Below are 18,326 nucleotides of genomic sequence, written 5' to 3' on the forward strand. Positions count from 1 at the left end.
GCGGCGCAGCTAGGCCGGGTAGGGCCGCGCGCGCTCGTACTGCGGCGGCCAGGGCGCCAGGGCATCCTCGACGCCGAGCTGCTGCGCGAAGCGCATGCCCGCGTGCGGGTCGCGCATCCATTCGCGCCCCATCATGACCGCGTCCGCCTGGCCGCTTGCGACGATGTGCTCGGCCTGCTCGGCGCCGGTGATGAGCCCCACGGCGTTCACGAGTACTCCGCCCGCGGTGCGCACGTGCTCGGCGAGGGGAACCTGGTATCCGGGGCCGACGGGAATGCGGGCCCGCACGAGGCCGCCGCTCGAGATGTCGAACAGGTCGGCGCCCGCCTCGAGGGCCCACGCCGCGACCGTTGCTGTCTGCTGCTCGTCCCAGCCGCCCTCCGTCCAGTCGGTGCCGGAGAAGCGCACGAGCACGGGCAGGTCGGGGCCGACCTCGGCGCGCACGCCGCGCACGATGTCGAGCAGCAGCCGTGCACGGTTCTCGAGGCTGCCGCCCCACTCGTCGGTGCGCTCGTTGGAGAGGGGGGAGAGGAACTGGTGCAGGAGGTACCCGTGGGCGGCGTGCACCTCGACGAGGTCGAAGCCCGCGTCGGCGGCGCGGCGGGCGGCCGCGATGAAGGCGAGCCGAACATCCTCGATGCCCTGCACGTCGAGGGCGACGGGTGGCGCGTATCCTTCGAAGGCGATCGGCGAGGCCGAGACGGTCTGCCACCCGCCCTGCTCGATCGGCATCGTGCCGCTGCCGGAGTGCCCCGCGGCGGTCTGACCCCACTCGGGGTAGACGGAGGCCTTGCGCCCCGCGTGCGCGAGCTGCAGGCCCGCGGCGGCGCCCTGCGAGTGCACGAACTGCACGATGCGGCGCCAGGCGTCGCGCTGGTCGTCGGTCCAGATGCCCGTGTCGTGTGGGCTGATGCGGCCCTCGGGCGTCACGGCCGTGGCCTCCGCCATGACGAGGCCCGCGCCGCCGCGCGCGAAGGAGCCCAGGTGGGCGAGGTGCCAGTCGGTCGGCACGCCATCGGCCTCGGTGACGGAGTACTGGCACAGCGGGGCGACCCAGAGCCGGTTGCGGATCGTGAGCGAGCGGAGGGTCATGGGGCTGAAGAGAGCGGAGGTCACACTCTCATCCAAGCGCACGGAGACGGGGTGCATTCCCGATCGGCGACGCGCACCTGCTCGATAGGGTGGCCCGATGGAGCCGGAGGAGCAGAGCGCGACGAGCGACGACAGCGTCGAGTTCGGGTTGCGCGAGGCGGCCGATCACCTCGCCGAGCCGGGGCCGACCGACGACAAGTACTCCCGCGGCGTGCTCGGCGTCGTGAGCGGCAGCGCCGTGTACCCCGGTGCCGCTGTGCTCACCGTCGAGGCTGCGTTGCGCACGGGAGTCGGCATGCTGCGCTACCTGGGCCCGTCCCGGGCGGCCGAGTTCGTGCTGCATCGCCGGCCCGAGGTCGTCACCGCTCCCGGTCGCGTGCAGGCGTGGCTGCTCGGGTCGGGCATGCCGAGGCCCGACGAGGAGGGCGGGGCTGACTCCGAGGTGACCGAGCACGTGGATCGGGCTCTCAGCAGTGGACTGCCGATCGTTCTCGACGCGGGAGCGCTCGCACGCGCGGAGGGCCGCGTCGGCCCCATGGTGCTCACGCCGCACGCGGGCGAGCTCGCACGGCTGCTCGGGGTGGAGCGGGCGAGCGTCGAGGCCGACCCGGTCACGAGTGCGCGCACGGCCGCGCAGCGCTACGGCGCGACGGTGCTGCTCAAGGGCCACCGCACGACGGTCGTGGGGCCGACGGGCGCGCCGCTGCACGTGGAGCAAGCCCCCGCGTGGCTCGCGACCGCGGGGGCGGGGGACGCTCTCGCGGGCATCCTCGGGGCGCTCGTCGCGACCCACTCCCAGGCGGTGCTCGACGAGCCGGGCTTGCTGGGTCCGCTCGCGGCGACGGCCGCGGTCGTGCACGGTCGCGCTGCGCGAGCCGCCTCGGGCGGTGGCCCCTTCACGGTGCTCGATCTGTGCGGCCGGGTGGGCCCGGTGATCGCCGAGCTTCTCGTGCTGCGAGCGTGAGCATCCGGGGGCGAGGAGCTGAGGGGCTGAAGGGCTGAGCGCCTGAACCCTGCGGGCCTCAGCAGCTGAGCACGGTCGCTCCGGGAGCGGCACTACGCTGACGAGCATGCCGGCCGTCGCACGATTCCTCACGCTCGGGCGGCGCGCTCTCGTGCTGTGGGTGCTGTTCGCCCTCGTGCATGCCTGGCTGGGCATCCTGAATCTGATCGGGCCTGGCCAGCCGTTCGGCGACGTCCTGTACGTCTACCCGTTCTGGGTGGAGCGGGGACTTCTCGACGGCCAGTGGGTCGGCATCACCACCTCGTGGGTGTACCCGCTGCTCGCCCTCGTGCCGATGCTCGCCGCGTACGCTGCGGGGCCCGAGTGGTACGGCGCGGTGTGGCTCGGCATGGTGACGGCCCTCCACGCCGCCGCCTACCTCGCCCTTCTGGGCGCTCGGGCGCGTGTGCCGGCGTCGCGTGCCGCGATCGCCGCGGGCTGGATGCTCTTCCTCCTGCTCCTCGGTCCCGTCGCACTCGGGCGCATCGACGCCGTGACGGTCGCGCTCGCGATCGTGGCCATCGCGCTGCTGCCCGACCACCCCCGGTGGGCGGGCGCCCTGCTCGCGGTCGGTGCCTGGGTCAAGGTGTGGCCGGCGGCGGTGATCGTCGCTGCGCTCATCGCCGTGAAGCGCCGGGCAGCGGTGCTCGTGGGGGCGCTCGTCGTGAGTCTCGCCGTCGTCGGGGTCGGGCTCGCGCTGGGCGCGGGTGCCGCGCTGTTCAGCGCGGTCACCGAGCAGAGCGCACGCGGTCTGCAGGTCGAGTCTCCGGTCGCGACGCCGTGGCTGTGGGCAGCCCTCGCTGATCGGGGCGCGGCGCAGGTGTCGTACGATTCGGCGCTGCTGACCTTCCAGGTCCTGGGTGCGGGCACCGATCTCGCCGCGGCGCTCACGACGCCCGCCCTCGCACTCGTCGTCATCGCCGTCGCCGGTCTCGGAGTGCTCGCGGTGCGTCGCGGCGTCGCCGAGGCGCGGCTGCTGCCCGTGCTCGCCCTCGCCCTCGTGATGTCGCTCGTGCTCGTCAACAAGGTCGGGTCGCCGCAGCTCGCCTCGTGGGTCGTGGTGCCCGTCGTTCTCGGTCTCCTGCTGCAGCGTCGTGGGGGCGAGCCGTTCGTGGTGCCCTCGATCCTCGCGCTCGCGATCGCCGCCTCGACCCAGGTCGTCTACCCGGTGCTCTACGAGCGCCTGCTCGCGCTCGACCCGGCGCTCGTGCTCGTCCTCACCGTGCGCAACCTGCTCTATGTGGCCTTGTGGGCGTGGGCCGTCTCGCGTCTGGCGGGCCTGCTGCGCGACCCGCGCCGGTCGGGCGCGTACGATTCCCGCAAGCTCACGGAAGGAGCATCCTCATGATCGTGGCGTTCTCGGTCGCCCCCTCGGGCGGCACGCCGTCGGATTCCGTGCACGACGCCGTCGCGGCGGCCGTGCGCATCGTGCGCGAGTCGGGCCTGCCCAACCGCACCTCCTCGATGTTCACCGAGATCGAGGGGGAGTGGGACGAGGTCATGGAGGTCGTCAAGCGCGCGACCCTCGCCGTCGCGGAGCACGGCACGCGGGTCTCGCTCGTGCTCAAGGCCGACTACCGGCCCGGGCACACCGGCGAGCTCGACGGCAAGGTGAAGCGGCTCGAGGCTGCGCTCGATTCGCAGGGGAAGGGCTAGAGCCCGCTGCCTCGAGGCCGCACTCGATTCGCAGCGGAACGGCGAGAGCACGCTGCCTACGCCGGTCACTTTGTCGACTGAAGAATGTCGGTGGTCGATGGTGTGATTGCCTCATGAACGCACTCGGGCTCTCGCTTACTGAGCGCCCGCGCCCGTCGACGGTGCTCGACGATTCGCTCGCCGACCTTCTGCAGGCGGCCGCCACTCTGGAGAGTGTCATGGCGAGGGCGCAGGCGATGCGCGCCGAGGTGATCGACCGCGCGCGTCAACTCGCCGAGCTGACTGCCGCCGCAGAGTCTGCTGAGCTGCAGCGTGACGACTCGCCGTCGGCGCGTCGGCAGCTCGCGCACCGAGTCCTCGCGAGTGAGGTGGCGTGCGCGCTGCGCGTGCCTGAGCGCTCGGCCGAGCGGTTGATCGACGAGAGCGACAAGCTCGTTCGTCACCTGAGCGCGACCCACCGTGCTCTGGCCGAGGGCTCGATCAGCTATCGGCACGCCCAGGTGATCATTGACGAGGCTCGGTCCTTGCCTGAGGCGGCTCTCCCCGGCTTCGAGTCCGCCGTGCTGCCGGTGGCCGCGCGACTCACCGCCGCCCGTCTTCGCCCCCGTGCGCGCATCGAACGCGAGCGCTGCCACCCCGAGAGCATCGAGCAGCGTGTGAAGGCGGGTGAGGCGGAGCGGAACGTGAGTCTCGAGCCCGCGCACGACGGCATGGCCTGGTTGAGCGCCTTCTTGCCGGCAGCACGAGCTAGCGCCATCTACGAGCGACTCACGACGGTGGCGCTCGACGTCAAGCGCACGGCGTCGGGCAGCGACGACGATTCGCGCACTCTCTCGCAGCTGCGCGCCGACGTGTTCACCGACCTCCTCGTCGACGGGGTTGTCGATGCGACGGGATGCGGCACGGGGGTTCGCGCGACGGTGCACGTCACCGTGCCGGTCGAACGCCTGCTCGGCGCGGCGGCGACGAACACGTCGCCCGCGCCCACAACCTCAGCGCCCACAACCTCAGCGCCCACAACCTCAGTGCCCATCACCGCCGCGTTCATCCCGCAAGCGGAGCTCGAGGGTTACGGCCCGCTCGACGACGACACGGCTCGAGAACTGGCTGCGCGTGCGCCCTCCTTCACTCGACTGCTCAGGCATCCAGAGTCGGGCGCGGTGCTCTCGGTCGGGCGTGATCGCTATGCGGTGCCCGCTGACCTGACGGCGGCCCTGCGCATTCGCGATCGCACGTGCAGGTTTCCGGGGTGCGGTCGATCAGCACGTCGCAGCGACATCGATCACACGATCGACTGGCAGTTCGGCGGCACCACGTCGATCGACAATCTGGCGCACCTGTGCCCGGCGCACCATCAGTTGAAGCATCGCAGTGCGTGGCAGGTGTCGCAGCAGGGCGGCGGCGTCCTGCGCTGGCGATCACCGAGCGGGTCCACCTACGTGACCCATCCCGAGGGCGGCCCGGCACCGCCGAGAGCGCGAGAAAGCACCGACACCAGTTGAGTGCGCGGTGCTGCGCCCTGGCCTGGTGCATGCCGTTCGCAGCTGGGGTGACGGCTAGAGCCCGCCGCCTCCGCCCGGGGCGTCGACGAGAATGCCGTCGTTGATCGCCTGCTTGCGCAAGCCCACCTTGGTGCCGACGTCGATGCCCGCGATGCGGTACTTCTCGCGGATGCGCTTGAGGTAGCTCTTCGCCGTCTCTTCCGAGATGCCGAGCTGGTACGCGACCGACTTGACCGGTTCCCCGGCGCCGTACAGGGCCATCACACGGCGTTCCTGCGCGCTCAGGCGCGGAGACCCGCCGACGTCGGCGGCGTTGAGCGCGAGGTCGAGCTCGGCGGAGATGAACGACTCGCCCGCATGCGCGGCGCGGATCGCCTCGACGATCATGCCCGCGTCCTCGCTCTTGACGAGGTAGCCGAGCGCACCGGCATTGAGGGCCTCGCGCACGACGTTGGGCTCGCTGTAGGTGCTCATGAGCACGACGCGCACGCCCGTCGACTTGAGGGTCTGAATCTTCAGCGAGACGGGGATATTGTCTTTGAGGTCGAGGTCGAGCAGCACGACGTCGACGGGGAAGGCCGGGTGCGAGAGCAGGTCAGGCCATGTGGCGACCGCGGCGACCATGTCGATGTCGTCGGCTGCCTGGCGAATCCACTCGGTGAGTGCCCCGAGCAGCATGCGGTGGTCGTCGACCAGAGCCAGTCGAATGGGGGTGTCCGTCGCTGCCATCGGTTCCTCCTGCATAGCTCAGCTGGGTCGCGCTGCGTCGACCGGGTTCTCGACCGAGCAGTCCAGCTCGATGCGAAACCTGCCGTTCGCTGTGCTGTCACTGTATCGCCCGACCCGGTCGAGGGCCTCCCACACACCGGGGTCGACACGATTTCGCTTCACGCCCGCCACCGACAGCACGAGCGGGATGATCGTCTCCTGCTGCTCGGAGGCGCTATCCGGGTCGGGAGAGGAGAGCGGGCCGAGGGCCACATCGATGAGTCTCGGAGGCGCACCTGAGGCGGGGTCGGAGGCGAGCAGCCAGATCGCGGCGAGCAGGGCATCCCGCTGGGTGCTGTCGAGCAGTCCGGCGAGCGCGGCGGGGTCGCTCACGGTGACGCGGGGGCCGAGGTGCTCAGACTCGGTGACAGCGTGGAAGAGCCACGTCTCGCGTCGCCCTTCGATGAGGTGCAGCCGCAGCTCGGTGGCGAGCCCGGAGGCGCGTGCGGCGAGAGCCGGCGGCAGCGGCAGGGGGGCGGTGCCCGTCGCGACCGACTCGAGCAGCTCCTCGGCATCCTGGTCGAGTCGGGCGAGCTCTTCGGAGGCGAGCATGCCCACGGCGAGGCGCGGTGCGGTGACCGTCGACTGGACGAGCACGCGGTCGAGCTCGCGCTTGAGCATCCTCTCGAATCCGCTCACGAGCAGGACGCCCGTGAGGCCGGGGCCGACCGCGAGCGCGACGACGACCATCTGGGCGGGGAGCGTCGTGGGGGTGAGGGGCGTCGTGGTGAGGATCGCGACGATGAAGGCGACCGCGAGTGCGCCGGTGGCGAGCAGCACCTCCCACTGGGCGCGCAGCGTGACGATGATGAGCAGCACGAAGCCCGCCGAGATGGAGGCTGTCGCATAGGTGCCCACGTTCTGGAGCGGCGCAATCGCGACGAAGTCGAGCCAGACGACGGCGCCGAGTGCGGCGAGGAAGAAGAAGTAGAGCCAATCGGGCAGCCGCTCACCGGTCGCGGAGATCGTGATGGTGAGGCCGAGGAACGTGACCATGAGCAGCAGCCAGGCTCCGACGACCGGCAGCAGGGTCGGGTAGTCGCCGGCACGCGACATGAACAGGGCGATGCCGAGCATCGACTGCAGGGCGGCAATGATGGCGACGCCGATGCCGAGGAAGCCGGAGCCGAGCGCGGAGGCGTGCGTCGAGGTGGGGGAGCCGCGGCGGTTGGAGGAGCGCGCGCCAGCGGGGCGCACCGACCCGCCGAGAGTGGATTCTTCGGGCAGCTGGTGAGTGCTCATCGCGGCACCTCCAGAATCACGGTCGTGCCGGCGCCCGGGGTGGAGAACACGCGTGCGGAGCCGCCGACGTCGCGCAGGCGGGCGACGATCGACTCGGTGAAGCCGAGGCTGGAGGCGGCGATCTCTTCGGGCGAGAAGCCGACCCCGGCGTCGGTGATGACGGCGCGCAGGGAGTCGTCGGTCTGCGTAATGGTGACGTCGGCGTGCTCGACGCCGGCGTGACGGCGCACGTTCTCGAGCGACTCGGAGAGGGCGAGCAGGAAGGCGTCGAGCACGTCGCTCGGCAGCAGCACTTGGCCGGTGCCGTGCCAGCGCACATCGAGCCCCATGCGACCGAAGCGGTTCTTGACAGACTCGAGGGTCGTGCCGAGCGGCGTCTCGGCGACAGGTTCGAGGCTGTAGGAGCCCGAGAATCGCGGCATGGGGGTCGAGCCGAGCCGCAGCTGGCGCAGCAGCCGTGCGTCTTCCGCTGCCTGCTCGCGCATGGCCTCCTCGGTGACGCCGACGCCCGAGTGGGCGAGCAGGGTGAGGGTGGCGAGCACGGTGTCGTGCAGCAGTCGCGCGCTCTGCCGCCGCTGCGCTTCCGTCTCGCTCGCCTGCCGTTCGACGGTGTGCGCGCGGCCGATGCCGTCGATGCGGCGCAGTGCTCGCTCCACTCCCACGGTGACCCAGGTGCCGATGATGAGCATGATGACCCACGAGGCGAGCGTCGCGATGGCCGGGGTCGAGATGAGTCCGCCCGTTGGGCCCGCGGTTGCGACGAGCAGGCTGCTGCCGAGGGTTCCCGCGGCCCACACGAGCCAGCGCACCGTGCCCTCGCTGAGCACCATGCCGACGCCCGCGAGCCCCGCGGCGCCGAGCGGCGCGAGGGAGAGCGGGAGGGCGAGGGAGGAGCCCTGCCCCCAGGGCAGCTGCGCGAGGGCGAGCGCGCCGAAGCCGAGCAGGATCGTGAGTACGACCCAGCCGAGGTGAGAGCTGCGCCCCACCATGACGAGGGCGCCCGCCTGAGCGATGAGCAGAATGAGCACGCTCGGCAGCACGTCGGCGTCGACGACCCCCGGCAACGAGAGGCTCAACCCTGCGAGCAGCACGCCGCACAGCCCGAAGGCGCGTGCCGCGCGCTGCAGCAGCAGCTTGCGCTCGCGCTCGATCATCGCGGCGTCGCCCTGGTGACATACCTCATCGCGCTCAGTCTGGCACCAGCGTGGCCTGCGAACCGGGAGGCCGCACCGGGCAGGGCAGTGTCCGCGGAATGCTCGGGTCAGATAGGTCGCGATAACCTGGCTGCCATCCGGTCGTAGGTGGCGACAGGTGGACGGGAGTGCTGATGCTTCGGCCTCTCGCCGCGCTCGGGCTCGTGTTGGGCGCGGCTTCACTCTTCACCTCGTGCGGCGGAGTGCCCGCAGATCGAGGCCCGTTCGCTCTTGGCGAGGGAGACGAGGGTCTGGTGGTCGTTGCTTGCGAGGATCTCGAGTTGTCCGAGATGCTGATCTCGCAGGCGGTGGTCGTCGAGGGCGACAGGAAGTACCCAGAAACGATCGCCGAGTGGGACCCTTCGCAGAAGCTAAGCACCGGAGACCCTCTCGCGTACAACGCTGTCTCTCCCGGCAGTGGCTTCGGCGGGGTGGGTTCGATGGAGCCCGACGCAACATACTTTGTCGATTCCTTGGGGTCCGACGGCAACGGAGTCACCGCAACTTTCTACGTGCCCAGTGGCGGCCTTCCGCCCGGAATGTGGCTAGGTTCGGATCAGTCGATCAACGTTGCGCCGTGCGACTACTGGAGGCGTTGACGGGAGGGCCGTCTCCACTCCAGTAACCTCTGACGCACTTGGCCTGGGTCTGGTGCCGTCCTCCGATCCAGGAGGGTAGACCACTCCCAAGGCCTCGTCAGCCCGGGAGGCCGCATGCACGACGGACTGCGTCGTACAGCCCCGAGCGCACATCGTCATCCGCGGCGACGATCACGGTGATCGCGGGCCCGGCGCCACTGTCGAGCCGCACGGTGGCGGGGAACCGCGTGCCCTGCTTGTCCTCCGCGATCGCGTGCGGGTCGCATCGTGCGGGCGTCAGGTTCACGGGCACCACGGTGCGCTCGCCGGGCGAGACGCGCGCATCGATCGGGATGCTCGACCCCCGCAGCCCGTTGCCGTCGACGACGCTCAGCAGCACGGTGCCGCCGATCGACTCGATGATCACGGCATCGTCGGCGGTCTCCGTACCGACGACGATGAGATCGAGCCCGATCACGCTGCTCGCCCCTGCGTCGAGCACGTCGCGCTCGGGGGCACGACGCAGGGTGAGCTCCACGACGGCGTCGACGGCCGCTGCCTCGCACGCCGCTGCGAGCCACGCGGCCCACTGCCCGAGGCGGTCGATGGTCGGCTCGTCGACGACAGCGGTGGAGCCATCGGTGAGCAGAACTTCGAGCCGGGCATCCGGCGCCGCGGTTGTCGGGGCGGGGCAGCGGGCGCCCGCGAGCAGCAACGGCAGATCGCGTGTCGCTCCGGCGGGGATCGTCGTCTCGTCGTCGCGCGTGAGCGGGCCAGTGAGCGCGGGGGAGTCGAGGCTCGCACTCACGACCGTGACGGGCGTCGCACCGGCGTTGCGCACCGCGATCTGCATCGTGCCGCGCTCGGGGTCGAAGCGCGTGCGGTAGACCTCCACCACGAGATCGACCTCGTCACTCGACGCAGGCCCGACAGGGGGAGGCGGCGATTCGGGCGGGTCGGCACCCCGGGAGGTAGCGCACGAGGTGAGAAGGGCGACGAGCAGCACGAGCGCGGAGACGCGCAGGAAGCCCGCCCGGCCGCGCACGTCAGCTCGCGAGCAGCTCGGCGAGGTGGGGGCTCACGAGGTCGTCTTCGATGAGGAAGGAGTCGTGCCCGAACGGCGAGCTGATGACGACCGCCTCGGAGCCGTGGATCGTGCGCGGCAGGTGCGCCGAGAGCAGGTGCTGCGTCTCGACCGGGAACAGTCGGTCGCTGTCGATACCGAGCACGAGGCAGGTCGCGGTCACGCGCGCGAGCGTCTCGGCGAGCGGCCCGCGCCCGCGTGTCACGTCGTGCGAGTTCATGGCCTCCACGAGCGCGATGTAGCTGTTGGCGTCGAACCGGCGCGTGAACTTGTTGCCGTGGAAGTCGAGGTAGCTCTCCACGGCGAAGCGCCCGCCGTGGCCGAGCGGGTCGAGCGTGCCCTGCCAGCTGCGCTCGAAGCGCGCGTTGAGCTCGTCGGGCGAGCGGTAGTTGAGCAGCGCCATGCGCCGCGCGAGAGCCAGGCCGCGGTATGGCCCCTCCGGCTCGTCGTAATAGTCGCCCTCGCGAAAGAGCGGATCCATGCGAATCGCCTCGATCTGCACCGAGTTCAAGGCCAGCTGGTCGGCATTCGAGAACGCGGGCGCCGCGAGCACACCGACGCGAGCGACGCGATCAGGATGCTCCACCGCCCACTCGAGCGCGTGCATGCCCCCCATCGACCCGCCGATGACCGCCGCGAACCGCTCGATGCCGAGGGCATCGGCGAGCATGCGCTGCGCGGCCACCTGGTCACGGATGGTGAGGTACGGGAAGCGCGAGCCCCACTCGGAGCCGTCGGGGCTGAACGACGCCGGGCCGGTCGAGCCCTGGCAGCCACCGAGCACGTTCGGGGCGAGCACGAACCAGCGGTCGGTGTCGATCGCGAGCCCGGGGCCGACGATGCCGCCCCACCAGCCCGCCGTCGCGTGGCCGGGGCCGGGAGGCCCCATGAGGTGACTGTCGCCCGTGAGCGCGTGCGGCACGAGCACGACGTTGGAGTGGTCGGGGGCGAGCTCGCCCCAGCTCTCGTAGGCGAGGCGCACGTGCGGCAGCGAGCGACCCGACTCGAGTTCGAGCGGCCCGAGGTCGACGAAGCGGCGCTCGCCGGGGTCGTCCCCCTCGCGCCACGCGCCCGTCGTGGGAGGTGTGCCGCGCAGCGCGCGGCGGCTCGCCTCGGTGATGAACGCCGAGGGCACCGTGTCTTCGCTCGTCTGCCAGTCCATGCTCAGACCATTCTGTCGCAGTCGCGCCCGGCCACCCGTCGTATGACGACGTGAGACCGGGCGCGGTGCGAAACGGGGTGCTGCTAGCGGGCGCTCGCCGCCGAGACGGCGCGGGCGGCCGCGAATCCCGACTCGAGGTCGGCGATGATGTCGTCCAGGTTCTCGAGCCCCACGGAGAGGCGTACGAGGCCCGGAGTGACGCCCGCGGAGAGCTGCTGCTCGGGCGTGAGCTGCGAGTGCGTCGTCGAGGCCGGGTGAATGATGAGGCTGCGCACGTCGCCGATGTTGGCGACGTGGCTGAACAGGCTCACGCTGTCGACGAGCGCGCGGCCCGCGTCAACGCCGCCCTTGAGCTCGAAGGAGAGCACCGCGCCGACGCCCTTCGGGGCGTACTTCTGGCCGGCCTCGTACCAGGGGCTCGACGCGAGGCCCGAGTAGTCGACCGTCGCAACATCGTCGTGCTTCTCGAGCCATTCGGCCACCGCCTGAGCGTTCTGCACGTGGCGCTCGATGCGCAGGCTGAGCGTCTCGATGCCCTGAATGAGCTGCCAGGCGTTGTCGGGGGAGATGGCCGACCCGATGTCGCGCAGCAGCTGCACGCGCGCCTTGATGATGTACGCGATGCCGTCTCCGAGCACGCCCGTGTAGCTCGCACCGTGGTACGAGGGGTCGGGCTCGGTCAGACCGGGGAACCTCTCGACGTTTTTCGACCACGCGAACTTGCCGCCGTCGACGATGAACCCGCCGATGACGGTGCCGTGACCGCCGAGGAACTTCGTCGCCGAGTGCACGACGATGTCGGCGCCGTGCTCGAGGGGGCGAATGAGGTACGGGGTCGCGATGGTGTTGTCGACGATGAGCGGCAAGCCGGCCTCGTGGGCGACGCCGGCGACCTTCTCGATGTCGAGGATGTTGACCTTGGGGTTGCCGACCGTCTCGCCGAAGAGAAGCTTCGTGTTCGGGCGGATCGCCGCGCGCCATGCCTCCGCGTCGTCCTGGTCCTCCACGAAGGTGACCTCGATGCCGAGCTTCGCGAGCGTGTACGTGAAGAGGTTGTAGGTGCCGCCGTAGACGCTCGAGGAGGAGACGATGTGGTCGCCGGCGTTCGCGATGTTGAGCACCGCGTAGGTGGTCGCGGACTGGCCGGAGGACAGCAGGAGCGCCGCGGTGCCGCCCTCGAGGGCGGCGATGCGCTGCTCGGCGACATCCTGCGTGGGGTTCTGGATGCGCGTGTAGATGTTGCCGAACTCGGCGAGTGCGAAGAGGTTCTTGGCGTGCTCGGCGTCGTTGAAGACGTACGCCGTCGTGCGGTAGACCGGGGTCGCTCGCGCGTTCGTCACCGGGTCGGGCTGCGCCCCCGCGTGAATCTGCTGCGTTTCGAACTTCCAGGTGTCGGACATGGTGGAGCTCCCTCGGGTCTGCGGTACGTGCCGACGCGACGTGTCAGCGCTACGTGTCAGTGACGGTACGGCCACGCGCGCCCGCGGTCAACGGGCCCCGACACACGCCGTAACCTGCGGTGCGCTCGGCCCCGTCGCGACCCGGTGGGGTCGGTGCGCGAAGGACCGAGCCGCATGGGGCCCGTCGTCGTGTCGATCTCCCGGTGGAGCAGCCAGCGCGGGCGCGGCTCGACGAGGGGGCGTGTCGCCCACCGCACCCAAGGGCTCGCGAGGGCGAAGGAGATGCCGACGGAGATCACGGTCATGACGAGCAGCCACGGCCAGCCGGTGATCTCGTCGCCGATGATGCCCGACTCCCGGATCGGGTAGAGCGCGAAGGAGTGCAGCAGGTAGACGTACATGGTCGCCTGTCCGAGCGGCGTGATGACGAGGCGACGGCGCGGCACGAGAACGAAGACGCACGCCGAGAGCAGCACCGCGAGCGCGAGCAGGCTCAGGCGCACAGCACCCGCCCACCACTGGTTCTCGCCGAGCCCGTCGTAGGAGTCGTCGTAGAAGAACCAGAAGCGCAGGTCGGTCGCGCGCCACACGTCGATGAAGGCCCACAGGACGGCCGCCCAGATGGCGAGCACGGCGAGGGCGCCCATGCGCACGAGCGCGGCAGGAGCCTCGGCGAACCGCCATCTCTCGACGACGTCCCACTCACGCAGCTTCCAGCCGAGCACGAAGAAGGGAAGGATGCCGATGGCGCGGGAGAGCGAGAACGTCGAGTCGACGTTCGAGAAGTAGCCGACCCCGATCGAGGCGATCACGGCCCACAGGAGGGGCCAGCGCAGCAGCGCGAGGTAGGGCAGGATCAACCGGAAGATGCCGAGCGCGAGCAGGAACCACAGCGTCCACGACGGCGTCGTCGGGTTGACCGCGACGCGCCCCTCGACGACGTAGTGCAGGAGAGTCCAGATCGACTCGAAGATGACGTACGGCACGATGATGTCCGTGATGACGCGCCGCATCTGGCGAGCCGTCGGCGGCCCCGACTTCGAGAAGTAGCCGCTGATGATCGCGAAGAGCGGCATGTGGAACGCGTAGATGAACAGGTACGCGACGAGCCCGGCATCGGAGTCGTAGGTGAACCTCTGAATGCCGTGCCCGACGACGACGAACGTGATGGCGACGAACCGCGCGTTGTCCCAGACGGGCACGCGCGAGGTCGCGGTCGATGAAGCCCCCATGGGCAGGAAGGGTACGCCGCCCCGCTCGGAGTACCGTAGGCGCATGCACAGCAGACGCGCAGTCATCACGGGGGCGAGCTCGGGCATCGGCGCCGCGACGGTGCGCCGCCTGCGCGACGCGGGCTGGTCGGTGCTCGCCGTGGCCCGCCGAGAGGACCGCCTCGCGGCGCTCGCGGAGGAGACCGGATGCTCGGTGCGGGTCGTCGACGTCACGCGCGAGGACGACGTGGTCGCACTGCGGGCCGCGCTCGCGGACGACATCGCGGCGACGGGTCAGCCGCTCGACGCGCTCGTGCTCAACGCCGGCCTCGCGATCGGCGTCGACCCCGTCGAGGAGGCGGACCCCGCGGACTGGGCGCGCATGTTCGAGGTCAACGTGCTCGGAGCCCAGCGCGTCGCCGCCGCCCTGCTGCCGCTGCTGCGCGAGGGAGCCCTCGAGCGAGGGTTCGCCGATGTGATCGCCGTGACCTCCACGGCCGGTCGGCGCGCCTACGAGGGCGGCGGAGGCTACGCGGCCTCGAAGTTCGGCCTGCGGGCGCTCATGGACACCCTGCGTCTCGAGCTCGCGGGCGAGCCGATCCGGGTCATGCAGGTGGCCCCGGGCATGGTGCGCACCGACGAGTTCACTCTGCACCGACTCGGCGGCGACGCCGAGCGTGCTGCGGCGCTCTACGAGGGGGTCGAGCATCCCCTGACGGCCGACGATGTCGCCCTCGTCATCGCGCAGTCCCTCGCCCTGCCCGGCCACATCAATCTCGACGAGATCACGATGCGCCCGGTCGCGCAGGCCGCGCAGCACAAGCTCATTCGGGGTCCGCTGCGGCCGCGCGAGGCGCCGCGGGAGTGACCGGCGCTGCCTCGCCCGCGACGACCTCGTCGCTGAAGGCGAGCTTCGGCACGGCGAGAAGCAGGATCGCGCTCACGAGCGCCGTGCCGCCGCAGATGGCGAACACCGTGAGGTAGCCCGCGTAGGTTCCCACGGTCTCGAGAGCAGCCTGGCCGCCCGCGTAGATGAGCACGACGGCGAAGATCGCGGAGGCGAAGGAACCGCCGATCGTCTTCGTCGTGTTGGTGAGGCCCGCGGCGATGCCGGTCTGGCCGAGCGGCGCGGCGGCGGAGGCGGCTGCGGGGAGAGCGGCGACGAGCGCACCCGACCCGATGCCGGCGACGACCATGTTGAGGGTCACCTGCAGGGGCGTCGCGTTGAAGGGCAGGAACATGAGGTAGCCGACGGCGATGAAGGTCGTGCCCACGATGAGCGCGATGCGCGGGGTCGTGCGGTTCGACAGCACGGGGAAGAGCAGCGCCCCGACGATCATGGCGATGAGATACGCGCCGATGATGTTCGAGATCGCCGAGGAAGACAGCCCCAGGCCGTATCCGACGACGGGGTCAGTGCCCGCGTACAGGCTCAGAGGGGCCTGGGCGCCGAGGATGCTGATGCCGAGCAGCCCCGCGACGAGCTGGATGGGCCACATCGACGGCTGGCGCAGCACGCGCAGGTCGATCGCCGGGTCGGGGTGGCGCAGCACCCAGCGGCCGAAGGGGAGGAGCAGCAGGACCCCGACGGCCATGAGGAGGTAGACCCACCAGGCCTCCGGCCCGTTGATGCGCAGGAAGGTCAGGCCGCTCGTGATGGTCAGCAGCGCGATCGTGAGCAGCACGAAGCCGACGGTGTCGAGGCGTCGACCGGGGATGGGCGTCGACTCGGGCACGCCGAAGAGGATCGCGAAGAACGCGACCGTCGTCGCCGCGGCGGGCACCGACAGCGCGAGCGGGACGTTGCCGCCGACCGCTTCGAAGAAGCGACCGCCGCCGAGGGCTCCCGCGATGGCGCCCGCCTCGAGGGCGACGACGAGGAACCCGGCAGCGCGACGGGTCTGCGAGGCGCCACGCTTCTCGCTGCGGCCACGGTCGAAGATGAGGGCGACCTCGAGCGGTAGCCACACGACATAGAAGCCCTGCAGCGCCCACGCGAAGAGGAAGCTCCAGAAGTCGGCCGCGAACACGAGCCACCAGCTGGCTCCCGCCGTGAGCACGGTCGAGAGCAGCAGCACCTTCTTGTGCCCGATCATGTCGCCGAGCTTGGCGAGGATCGGCACGACGAGGGCGCTCAGCAGCAGCTGCGCGGCCTCGAACCAGTTGAAGTCGGGGTCGCGGATGCCCAGATACTCGACGATGTCGGGGATGAGCGGAATGTAGTACCCCTGCAGCACTCCACTCACGAACTCGACGAAGAACAGGTATCCCACGAGCCCGAGAGTGATCGCCCCAGACCGTCCGCGCAGCAGCTGTGCCATTCCGCGATGCTAGCGTGCGGCATCCTCAGGTCGGCGCCCGGCCCGCTAGCGTGATCGGATGAGCACGCCCCGACCGCTGAGCGACCTCGTGGCGGCCGACTGGGCGGATGCTCTCGCCCCTGTCGCCGGTCGCATCGAGGAGCTCGGGCAATGGCTGCGGGCCGAGGTCGCCGCGGGTCGTCCGTACCTGCCGGCGGGGCCCGCCGTGCTGCGGGCGTTCACCGCGCCGCGCGCCGAGGTGCGCGTGCTCGTCGTCGGCCAGGACCCGTACCCGACGCCCGGCCACCCGATCGGCCTGAGCTTCGCCGTCGAGCGCTCGGTGCGGCCTCTGCCGCGCAGCCTCGCGAACATCTACCGCGAGCTGCACGACGACCTCGGGGTGACGCCCGCCGAGCATGGCGACCTCTCGGCGTGGCAGAGCCAGGGCGTGCTGCTGCTCAACCGCGTGCTCACCGTGCGCGCGGGTGCGAGCGGCTCGCATCGCGGTCGTGGGTGGGAGGAGGTCACCGAGCACGCGGTGCGGTCGCTCGTCGAGCGCGGCGGCCCCCTCGTCGCGGTGCTCTGGGGGCGGCAGGCCCAGTCGCTCGCGCCGGCGCTCGACGGCATCCCGATCGTCGCGACCGCGCACCCGAGCCCCCTCTCGGCGCACGCCGGGTTCTTCGGGTCGCGCCCCTTCAGTCGCGTCAACGAGCTTCTCGACTCCCAGGGTTCCCCGGGCATCGACTGGCACCTGCCGTCGTAGGCTGGGAGCGTGCTGGAGGAGGAGTACCAACCGCGTCGGCGATTGCCGCGCCACTTGCGCCCCTCACCGCCGCCCGAGCCGACCTTCAGCTTCAGCGTGCGACCCGCGACGGAGGCAGACCTTCCGTACATCCGCGAGATCTACAACCACTACGTCGCCAACAGCACCGTGACCTTCGATGAGAAGAGCTGGACTCTGCGCGGCCTGCGCGCGAAGTTCGCGCACGTGCAGAAGCTCGGGTACCCCTTCATCGTGGCGGTGTCACCGACCGACCAGGTGCTCGGCTTCGCCTACGTCTACCCGTGGAAGGAGAAGGCGGCGTACCGCTACACCGTCGAGAACTCCATCTACCTCGGGCCGGCCTCGACCGGCAAGGGGCTCGGCACGGCACTTCTCGAGGAGCTGATGGAGCGCTCCCGCGAGGCGGGAGTCAAGGAGATCATCGCGGTGATCGCCGACCGAGGCGCGGACGCGTCGATTCGACTGCACGAGAAGTTCGGCTTCCGCCAGACCGGCGCCATGGGGCGCGTGGGCTACAAGTTCGACCGTTGGCTGGGCATCGTGCTGCTGCAGAAGTCGCTCGGGCCGTCGAAGAGCCAGCCGGCGGACGCACGCCGTTGAGCGCCCGCCGACCGCGCTACTGGTAGACCTCGCCGCGAATCTCCTCGACGAACACCACGGCCTCGTCGTAGAAGACCTGACCGCCGAAGGCGCTGATGACCGAGATCCAGCTGTCGATGCGCACCTCGTTGTAGATGGCGGGGGCACCCTGCTCGTCGCCGAGCAGGCCGTAGGTGATCGTGCCGTCCTCGAGGGTGCTCTCGTTGAGACCCTGCGCTGTGAGGTCGTCGACCACGCCGGCGCGCGTCGACGGGGTCAGCGGTGCGACGCTGATGAGCAGGTCGGCGATCTCACCATCGGGGTTCGCCCAGATGCAGCTGATGCCGCCCACCCGCTGCTCGGGGGTGGGGTCGACGAAGACGTCGTTGCCCTCCGTGCTGCCGGGGCCACCGCGCAGCACGAGGTTCTGGCCCTCGAGGTTGTCGAGTCGCTCCTGCGGGAAGATCTCCGTGCAGTCCGCGGGCAGGGCGAAGGCCTCCGGCTCGGGCTCGGTCGTCGGCTCCGGCTCGGGCTCCGACGTCTCGGTGGGCACGACCTCGGGCTCGTCGACCGGCTCCTCCTCGGCGGCGCACGCGCTGAGGCCCGCAACCAGCACGAGGGCGGCGGCGCCGCTCAGCACGCGGTGGCGCAAGAGGGGGCGTCGCTCGAGCATGGATCTCCTTGCGGTTCTCGGTGGTGCCGGGGCCTCGGTGGTGCCGGGCTGATGGGCGAGAATCTATCAGCCGAGCTGTGCCATGAGTGCTCCGATCGG

18 protein-coding genes are annotated in these 18,326 nt (G+C 70.7%); 8 read left to right on the forward strand and 10 right to left on the reverse strand.

Annotated elements, in window-relative coordinates:
* Positions 1 to 9: 9 nt before the first annotated feature.
* Positions 10 to 1,092, reverse strand: a complete 1,083-nt coding sequence (locus HUJ41_RS04230; RefSeq protein WP_246299350.1) for an NADH:flavin oxidoreductase/NADH oxidase — start codon at positions 1,090 to 1,092, stop codon at positions 10 to 12.
* 97 nt (positions 1,093 to 1,189) lie between these two features.
* On the opposite strand from HUJ41_RS04230, the gene HUJ41_RS04235 reads away from it, so the two are divergent.
* The 4 genes from HUJ41_RS04235 (at position 1,190) to HUJ41_RS04250 (ending at position 5,253) form a co-directional block, all read left to right on the forward strand.
* Positions 1,190 to 2,056, forward strand: coding sequence for an ADP-dependent NAD(P)H-hydrate dehydratase (locus tag HUJ41_RS04235; protein ID WP_179873480.1), 867 nt, complete (start codon positions 1,190 to 1,192; stop codon positions 2,054 to 2,056).
* 106 nt (positions 2,057 to 2,162) lie between these two features.
* Positions 2,163 to 3,443 carry a glycosyltransferase 87 family protein gene (locus tag HUJ41_RS04240; protein ID WP_179873481.1) on the forward strand — a complete coding sequence of 427 codons (1,281 nt, stop codon included), beginning with the start codon at positions 2,163 to 2,165 and terminating at the stop codon, positions 3,441 to 3,443.
* Entirely contained in the window at positions 3,440 to 3,751 is a 312-nt protein-coding gene (locus HUJ41_RS04245) for a thiamine-binding protein (protein ID WP_179873482.1), read from the forward strand. The genes HUJ41_RS04240 and HUJ41_RS04245 overlap by 4 nt, the downstream gene beginning before the upstream one ends.
* A 113-nt stretch (positions 3,752 to 3,864) precedes the next feature.
* Positions 3,865 to 5,253: an HNH endonuclease signature motif containing protein gene (locus tag HUJ41_RS04250; RefSeq protein ID WP_179873483.1), complete on the forward strand. Its 1,389-nt coding sequence runs from the start codon at positions 3,865 to 3,867 to the stop codon at positions 5,251 to 5,253.
* Between the two features lie 54 nt (positions 5,254 to 5,307).
* On the opposite strand, the gene HUJ41_RS04255 is transcribed toward HUJ41_RS04250, so the two are convergent.
* From HUJ41_RS04255 to HUJ41_RS04265, 3 genes are read right to left on the reverse strand one after another with little or no spacing between them, the layout of a single operon-like run.
* Positions 5,308 to 5,982, reverse strand: a complete 675-nt coding sequence (locus HUJ41_RS04255) for a response regulator (protein WP_152581863.1) — start codon at positions 5,980 to 5,982, stop codon at positions 5,308 to 5,310.
* Positions 5,983 to 6,000: 18 nt separating this feature from the next.
* Positions 6,001 to 7,263 (reverse strand): hypothetical protein, encoded by a 1,263-nt coding sequence (locus tag HUJ41_RS04260; RefSeq protein WP_179873484.1) that lies wholly within the window; start codon positions 7,261 to 7,263, stop codon positions 6,001 to 6,003.
* Positions 7,260 to 8,417 (reverse strand): sensor histidine kinase, encoded by a 1,158-nt coding sequence (locus HUJ41_RS04265; protein WP_179873485.1) that lies wholly within the window; start codon positions 8,415 to 8,417, stop codon positions 7,260 to 7,262. Before HUJ41_RS04265 ends, HUJ41_RS04260 begins: the two co-directional genes overlap by 4 nt.
* A gap of 320 nt (positions 8,418 to 8,737) precedes the next feature.
* Between HUJ41_RS04265 and HUJ41_RS04270 the strand changes: the two genes are divergently transcribed.
* A complete protein-coding gene (locus HUJ41_RS04270; protein ID WP_179873486.1) occupies positions 8,738 to 9,055 on the forward strand; it encodes a hypothetical protein in 318 nt (105 codons plus the stop codon).
* 97 nt (positions 9,056 to 9,152) lie between these two features.
* On the opposite strand, the gene HUJ41_RS04275 is transcribed toward HUJ41_RS04270, so the two are convergent.
* The 4 genes from HUJ41_RS04275 to HUJ41_RS04290 form a co-directional block, all read right to left on the reverse strand.
* Positions 9,153 to 10,079: a hypothetical protein gene (locus HUJ41_RS04275; protein WP_179873487.1), complete on the reverse strand. Its 927-nt coding sequence runs from the start codon at positions 10,077 to 10,079 to the stop codon at positions 9,153 to 9,155.
* Position 10,080: 1 nt separating this feature from the next.
* Positions 10,081 to 11,280, reverse strand: coding sequence for a homoserine O-acetyltransferase MetX (metX, locus tag HUJ41_RS04280; RefSeq protein ID WP_179873488.1), 1,200 nt, complete (start codon positions 11,278 to 11,280; stop codon positions 10,081 to 10,083).
* A gap of 83 nt (positions 11,281 to 11,363) precedes the next feature.
* Complete coding sequence (locus HUJ41_RS04285) at positions 11,364 to 12,680, reverse strand: bifunctional o-acetylhomoserine/o-acetylserine sulfhydrylase (protein ID WP_179873489.1); 1,317 nt, start codon at positions 12,678 to 12,680, stop codon at positions 11,364 to 11,366.
* Between the two features lie 56 nt (positions 12,681 to 12,736).
* Entirely contained in the window at positions 12,737 to 13,912 is a 1,176-nt protein-coding gene (locus tag HUJ41_RS04290) for an acyltransferase family protein (RefSeq protein WP_179873490.1), read from the reverse strand.
* A 43-nt stretch (positions 13,913 to 13,955) separates the two neighbouring features.
* Here HUJ41_RS04290 and HUJ41_RS04295 point away from each other — a divergent pair, with 43 nt between their 5' ends.
* On the forward strand, positions 13,956 to 14,759 hold the full coding sequence (locus tag HUJ41_RS04295; protein WP_179873491.1) for an SDR family oxidoreductase: 804 nt from the start codon (positions 13,956 to 13,958) through the stop codon (positions 14,757 to 14,759).
* Here the strand turns inward: HUJ41_RS04295 and HUJ41_RS04300 are convergent.
* Positions 14,716 to 16,212 carry an MFS transporter gene (locus HUJ41_RS04300; protein WP_179873492.1) on the reverse strand — a complete coding sequence of 499 codons (1,497 nt, stop codon included), beginning with the start codon at positions 16,210 to 16,212 and terminating at the stop codon, positions 14,716 to 14,718. The two genes, HUJ41_RS04295 and HUJ41_RS04300, sit on opposite strands and share 44 nt — an antisense overlap.
* 58 nt (positions 16,213 to 16,270) lie before the next feature.
* Here HUJ41_RS04300 and HUJ41_RS04305 point away from each other — a divergent pair, with 58 nt between their 5' ends.
* The gene (locus tag HUJ41_RS04305) at positions 16,271 to 16,954 is read left to right on the forward strand and encodes a uracil-DNA glycosylase (RefSeq protein WP_179873493.1); all 684 of its coding nucleotides are present in this window, start codon (positions 16,271 to 16,273) and stop codon (positions 16,952 to 16,954) included.
* Positions 16,955 to 16,963: 9 nt separating this feature from the next.
* Positions 16,964 to 17,575, forward strand: coding sequence for a GNAT family N-acetyltransferase (locus tag HUJ41_RS04310; protein ID WP_179873494.1), 612 nt, complete (start codon positions 16,964 to 16,966; stop codon positions 17,573 to 17,575).
* A 16-nt stretch (positions 17,576 to 17,591) separates the two neighbouring features.
* Here HUJ41_RS04310 and HUJ41_RS04315 read toward each other — a convergent pair whose 3' ends face one another.
* On the reverse strand, positions 17,592 to 18,227 hold the full coding sequence (locus HUJ41_RS04315; protein ID WP_152583475.1) for a hypothetical protein: 636 nt from the start codon (positions 18,225 to 18,227) through the stop codon (positions 17,592 to 17,594).
* Positions 18,228 to 18,326: the final 99 nt, after the last annotated feature.

This window comes from Microcella indica (assembly GCF_013414345.1).
GTDB lineage: Bacteria > Actinomycetota > Actinomycetes > Actinomycetales > Microbacteriaceae > Microcella > Microcella indica.

Bases quoted from the DNA above. Each gene is read 5' to 3' on its own strand.
- HUJ41_RS04290 (WP_179873490.1), bottom strand. From the start codon at position 13,912: ATGGGGGCTTCATCGACCGCGACCTCGCGCGTGCCCGTCTGGGACAAC.
- HUJ41_RS04235 (WP_179873480.1), top strand. From the start codon at position 1,190: ATGGAGCCGGAGGAGCAGAGCGCGACGAGCGACGACAGCGTCGAGTTC.
- metX (WP_179873488.1), bottom strand. From the start codon at position 11,280: ATGGACTGGCAGACGAGCGAAGACACGGTGCCCTCGGCGTTCATCACC.
- HUJ41_RS04300 (WP_179873492.1), bottom strand. From the start codon at position 16,212: ATGGCACAGCTGCTGCGCGGACGGTCTGGGGCGATCACTCTCGGGCTC.
- HUJ41_RS04285 (WP_179873489.1), bottom strand. From the start codon at position 12,680: ATGTCCGACACCTGGAAGTTCGAAACGCAGCAGATTCACGCGGGGGCG.
- HUJ41_RS04295 (WP_179873491.1), top strand. From the start codon at position 13,956: ATGCACAGCAGACGCGCAGTCATCACGGGGGCGAGCTCGGGCATCGGC.
- HUJ41_RS04230 (WP_246299350.1), bottom strand. From the start codon at position 1,092: ATGACCCTCCGCTCGCTCACGATCCGCAACCGGCTCTGGGTCGCCCCG.
- HUJ41_RS04260 (WP_179873484.1), bottom strand. From the start codon at position 7,263: ATGAGCACTCACCAGCTGCCCGAAGAATCCACTCTCGGCGGGTCGGTG.
- HUJ41_RS04305 (WP_179873493.1), top strand. From the start codon at position 16,271: ATGAGCACGCCCCGACCGCTGAGCGACCTCGTGGCGGCCGACTGGGCG.
- HUJ41_RS04255 (WP_152581863.1), bottom strand. From the start codon at position 5,982: ATGGCAGCGACGGACACCCCCATTCGACTGGCTCTGGTCGACGACCAC.
- HUJ41_RS04245 (WP_179873482.1), top strand. From the start codon at position 3,440: ATGATCGTGGCGTTCTCGGTCGCCCCCTCGGGCGGCACGCCGTCGGAT.
- HUJ41_RS04315 (WP_152583475.1), bottom strand. From the start codon at position 18,227: ATGCTCGAGCGACGCCCCCTCTTGCGCCACCGCGTGCTGAGCGGCGCC.
- HUJ41_RS04240 (WP_179873481.1), top strand. From the start codon at position 2,163: ATGCCGGCCGTCGCACGATTCCTCACGCTCGGGCGGCGCGCTCTCGTG.
- HUJ41_RS04265 (WP_179873485.1), bottom strand. From the start codon at position 8,417: ATGATCGAGCGCGAGCGCAAGCTGCTGCTGCAGCGCGCGGCACGCGCC.
- HUJ41_RS04250 (WP_179873483.1), top strand. From the start codon at position 3,865: ATGAACGCACTCGGGCTCTCGCTTACTGAGCGCCCGCGCCCGTCGACG.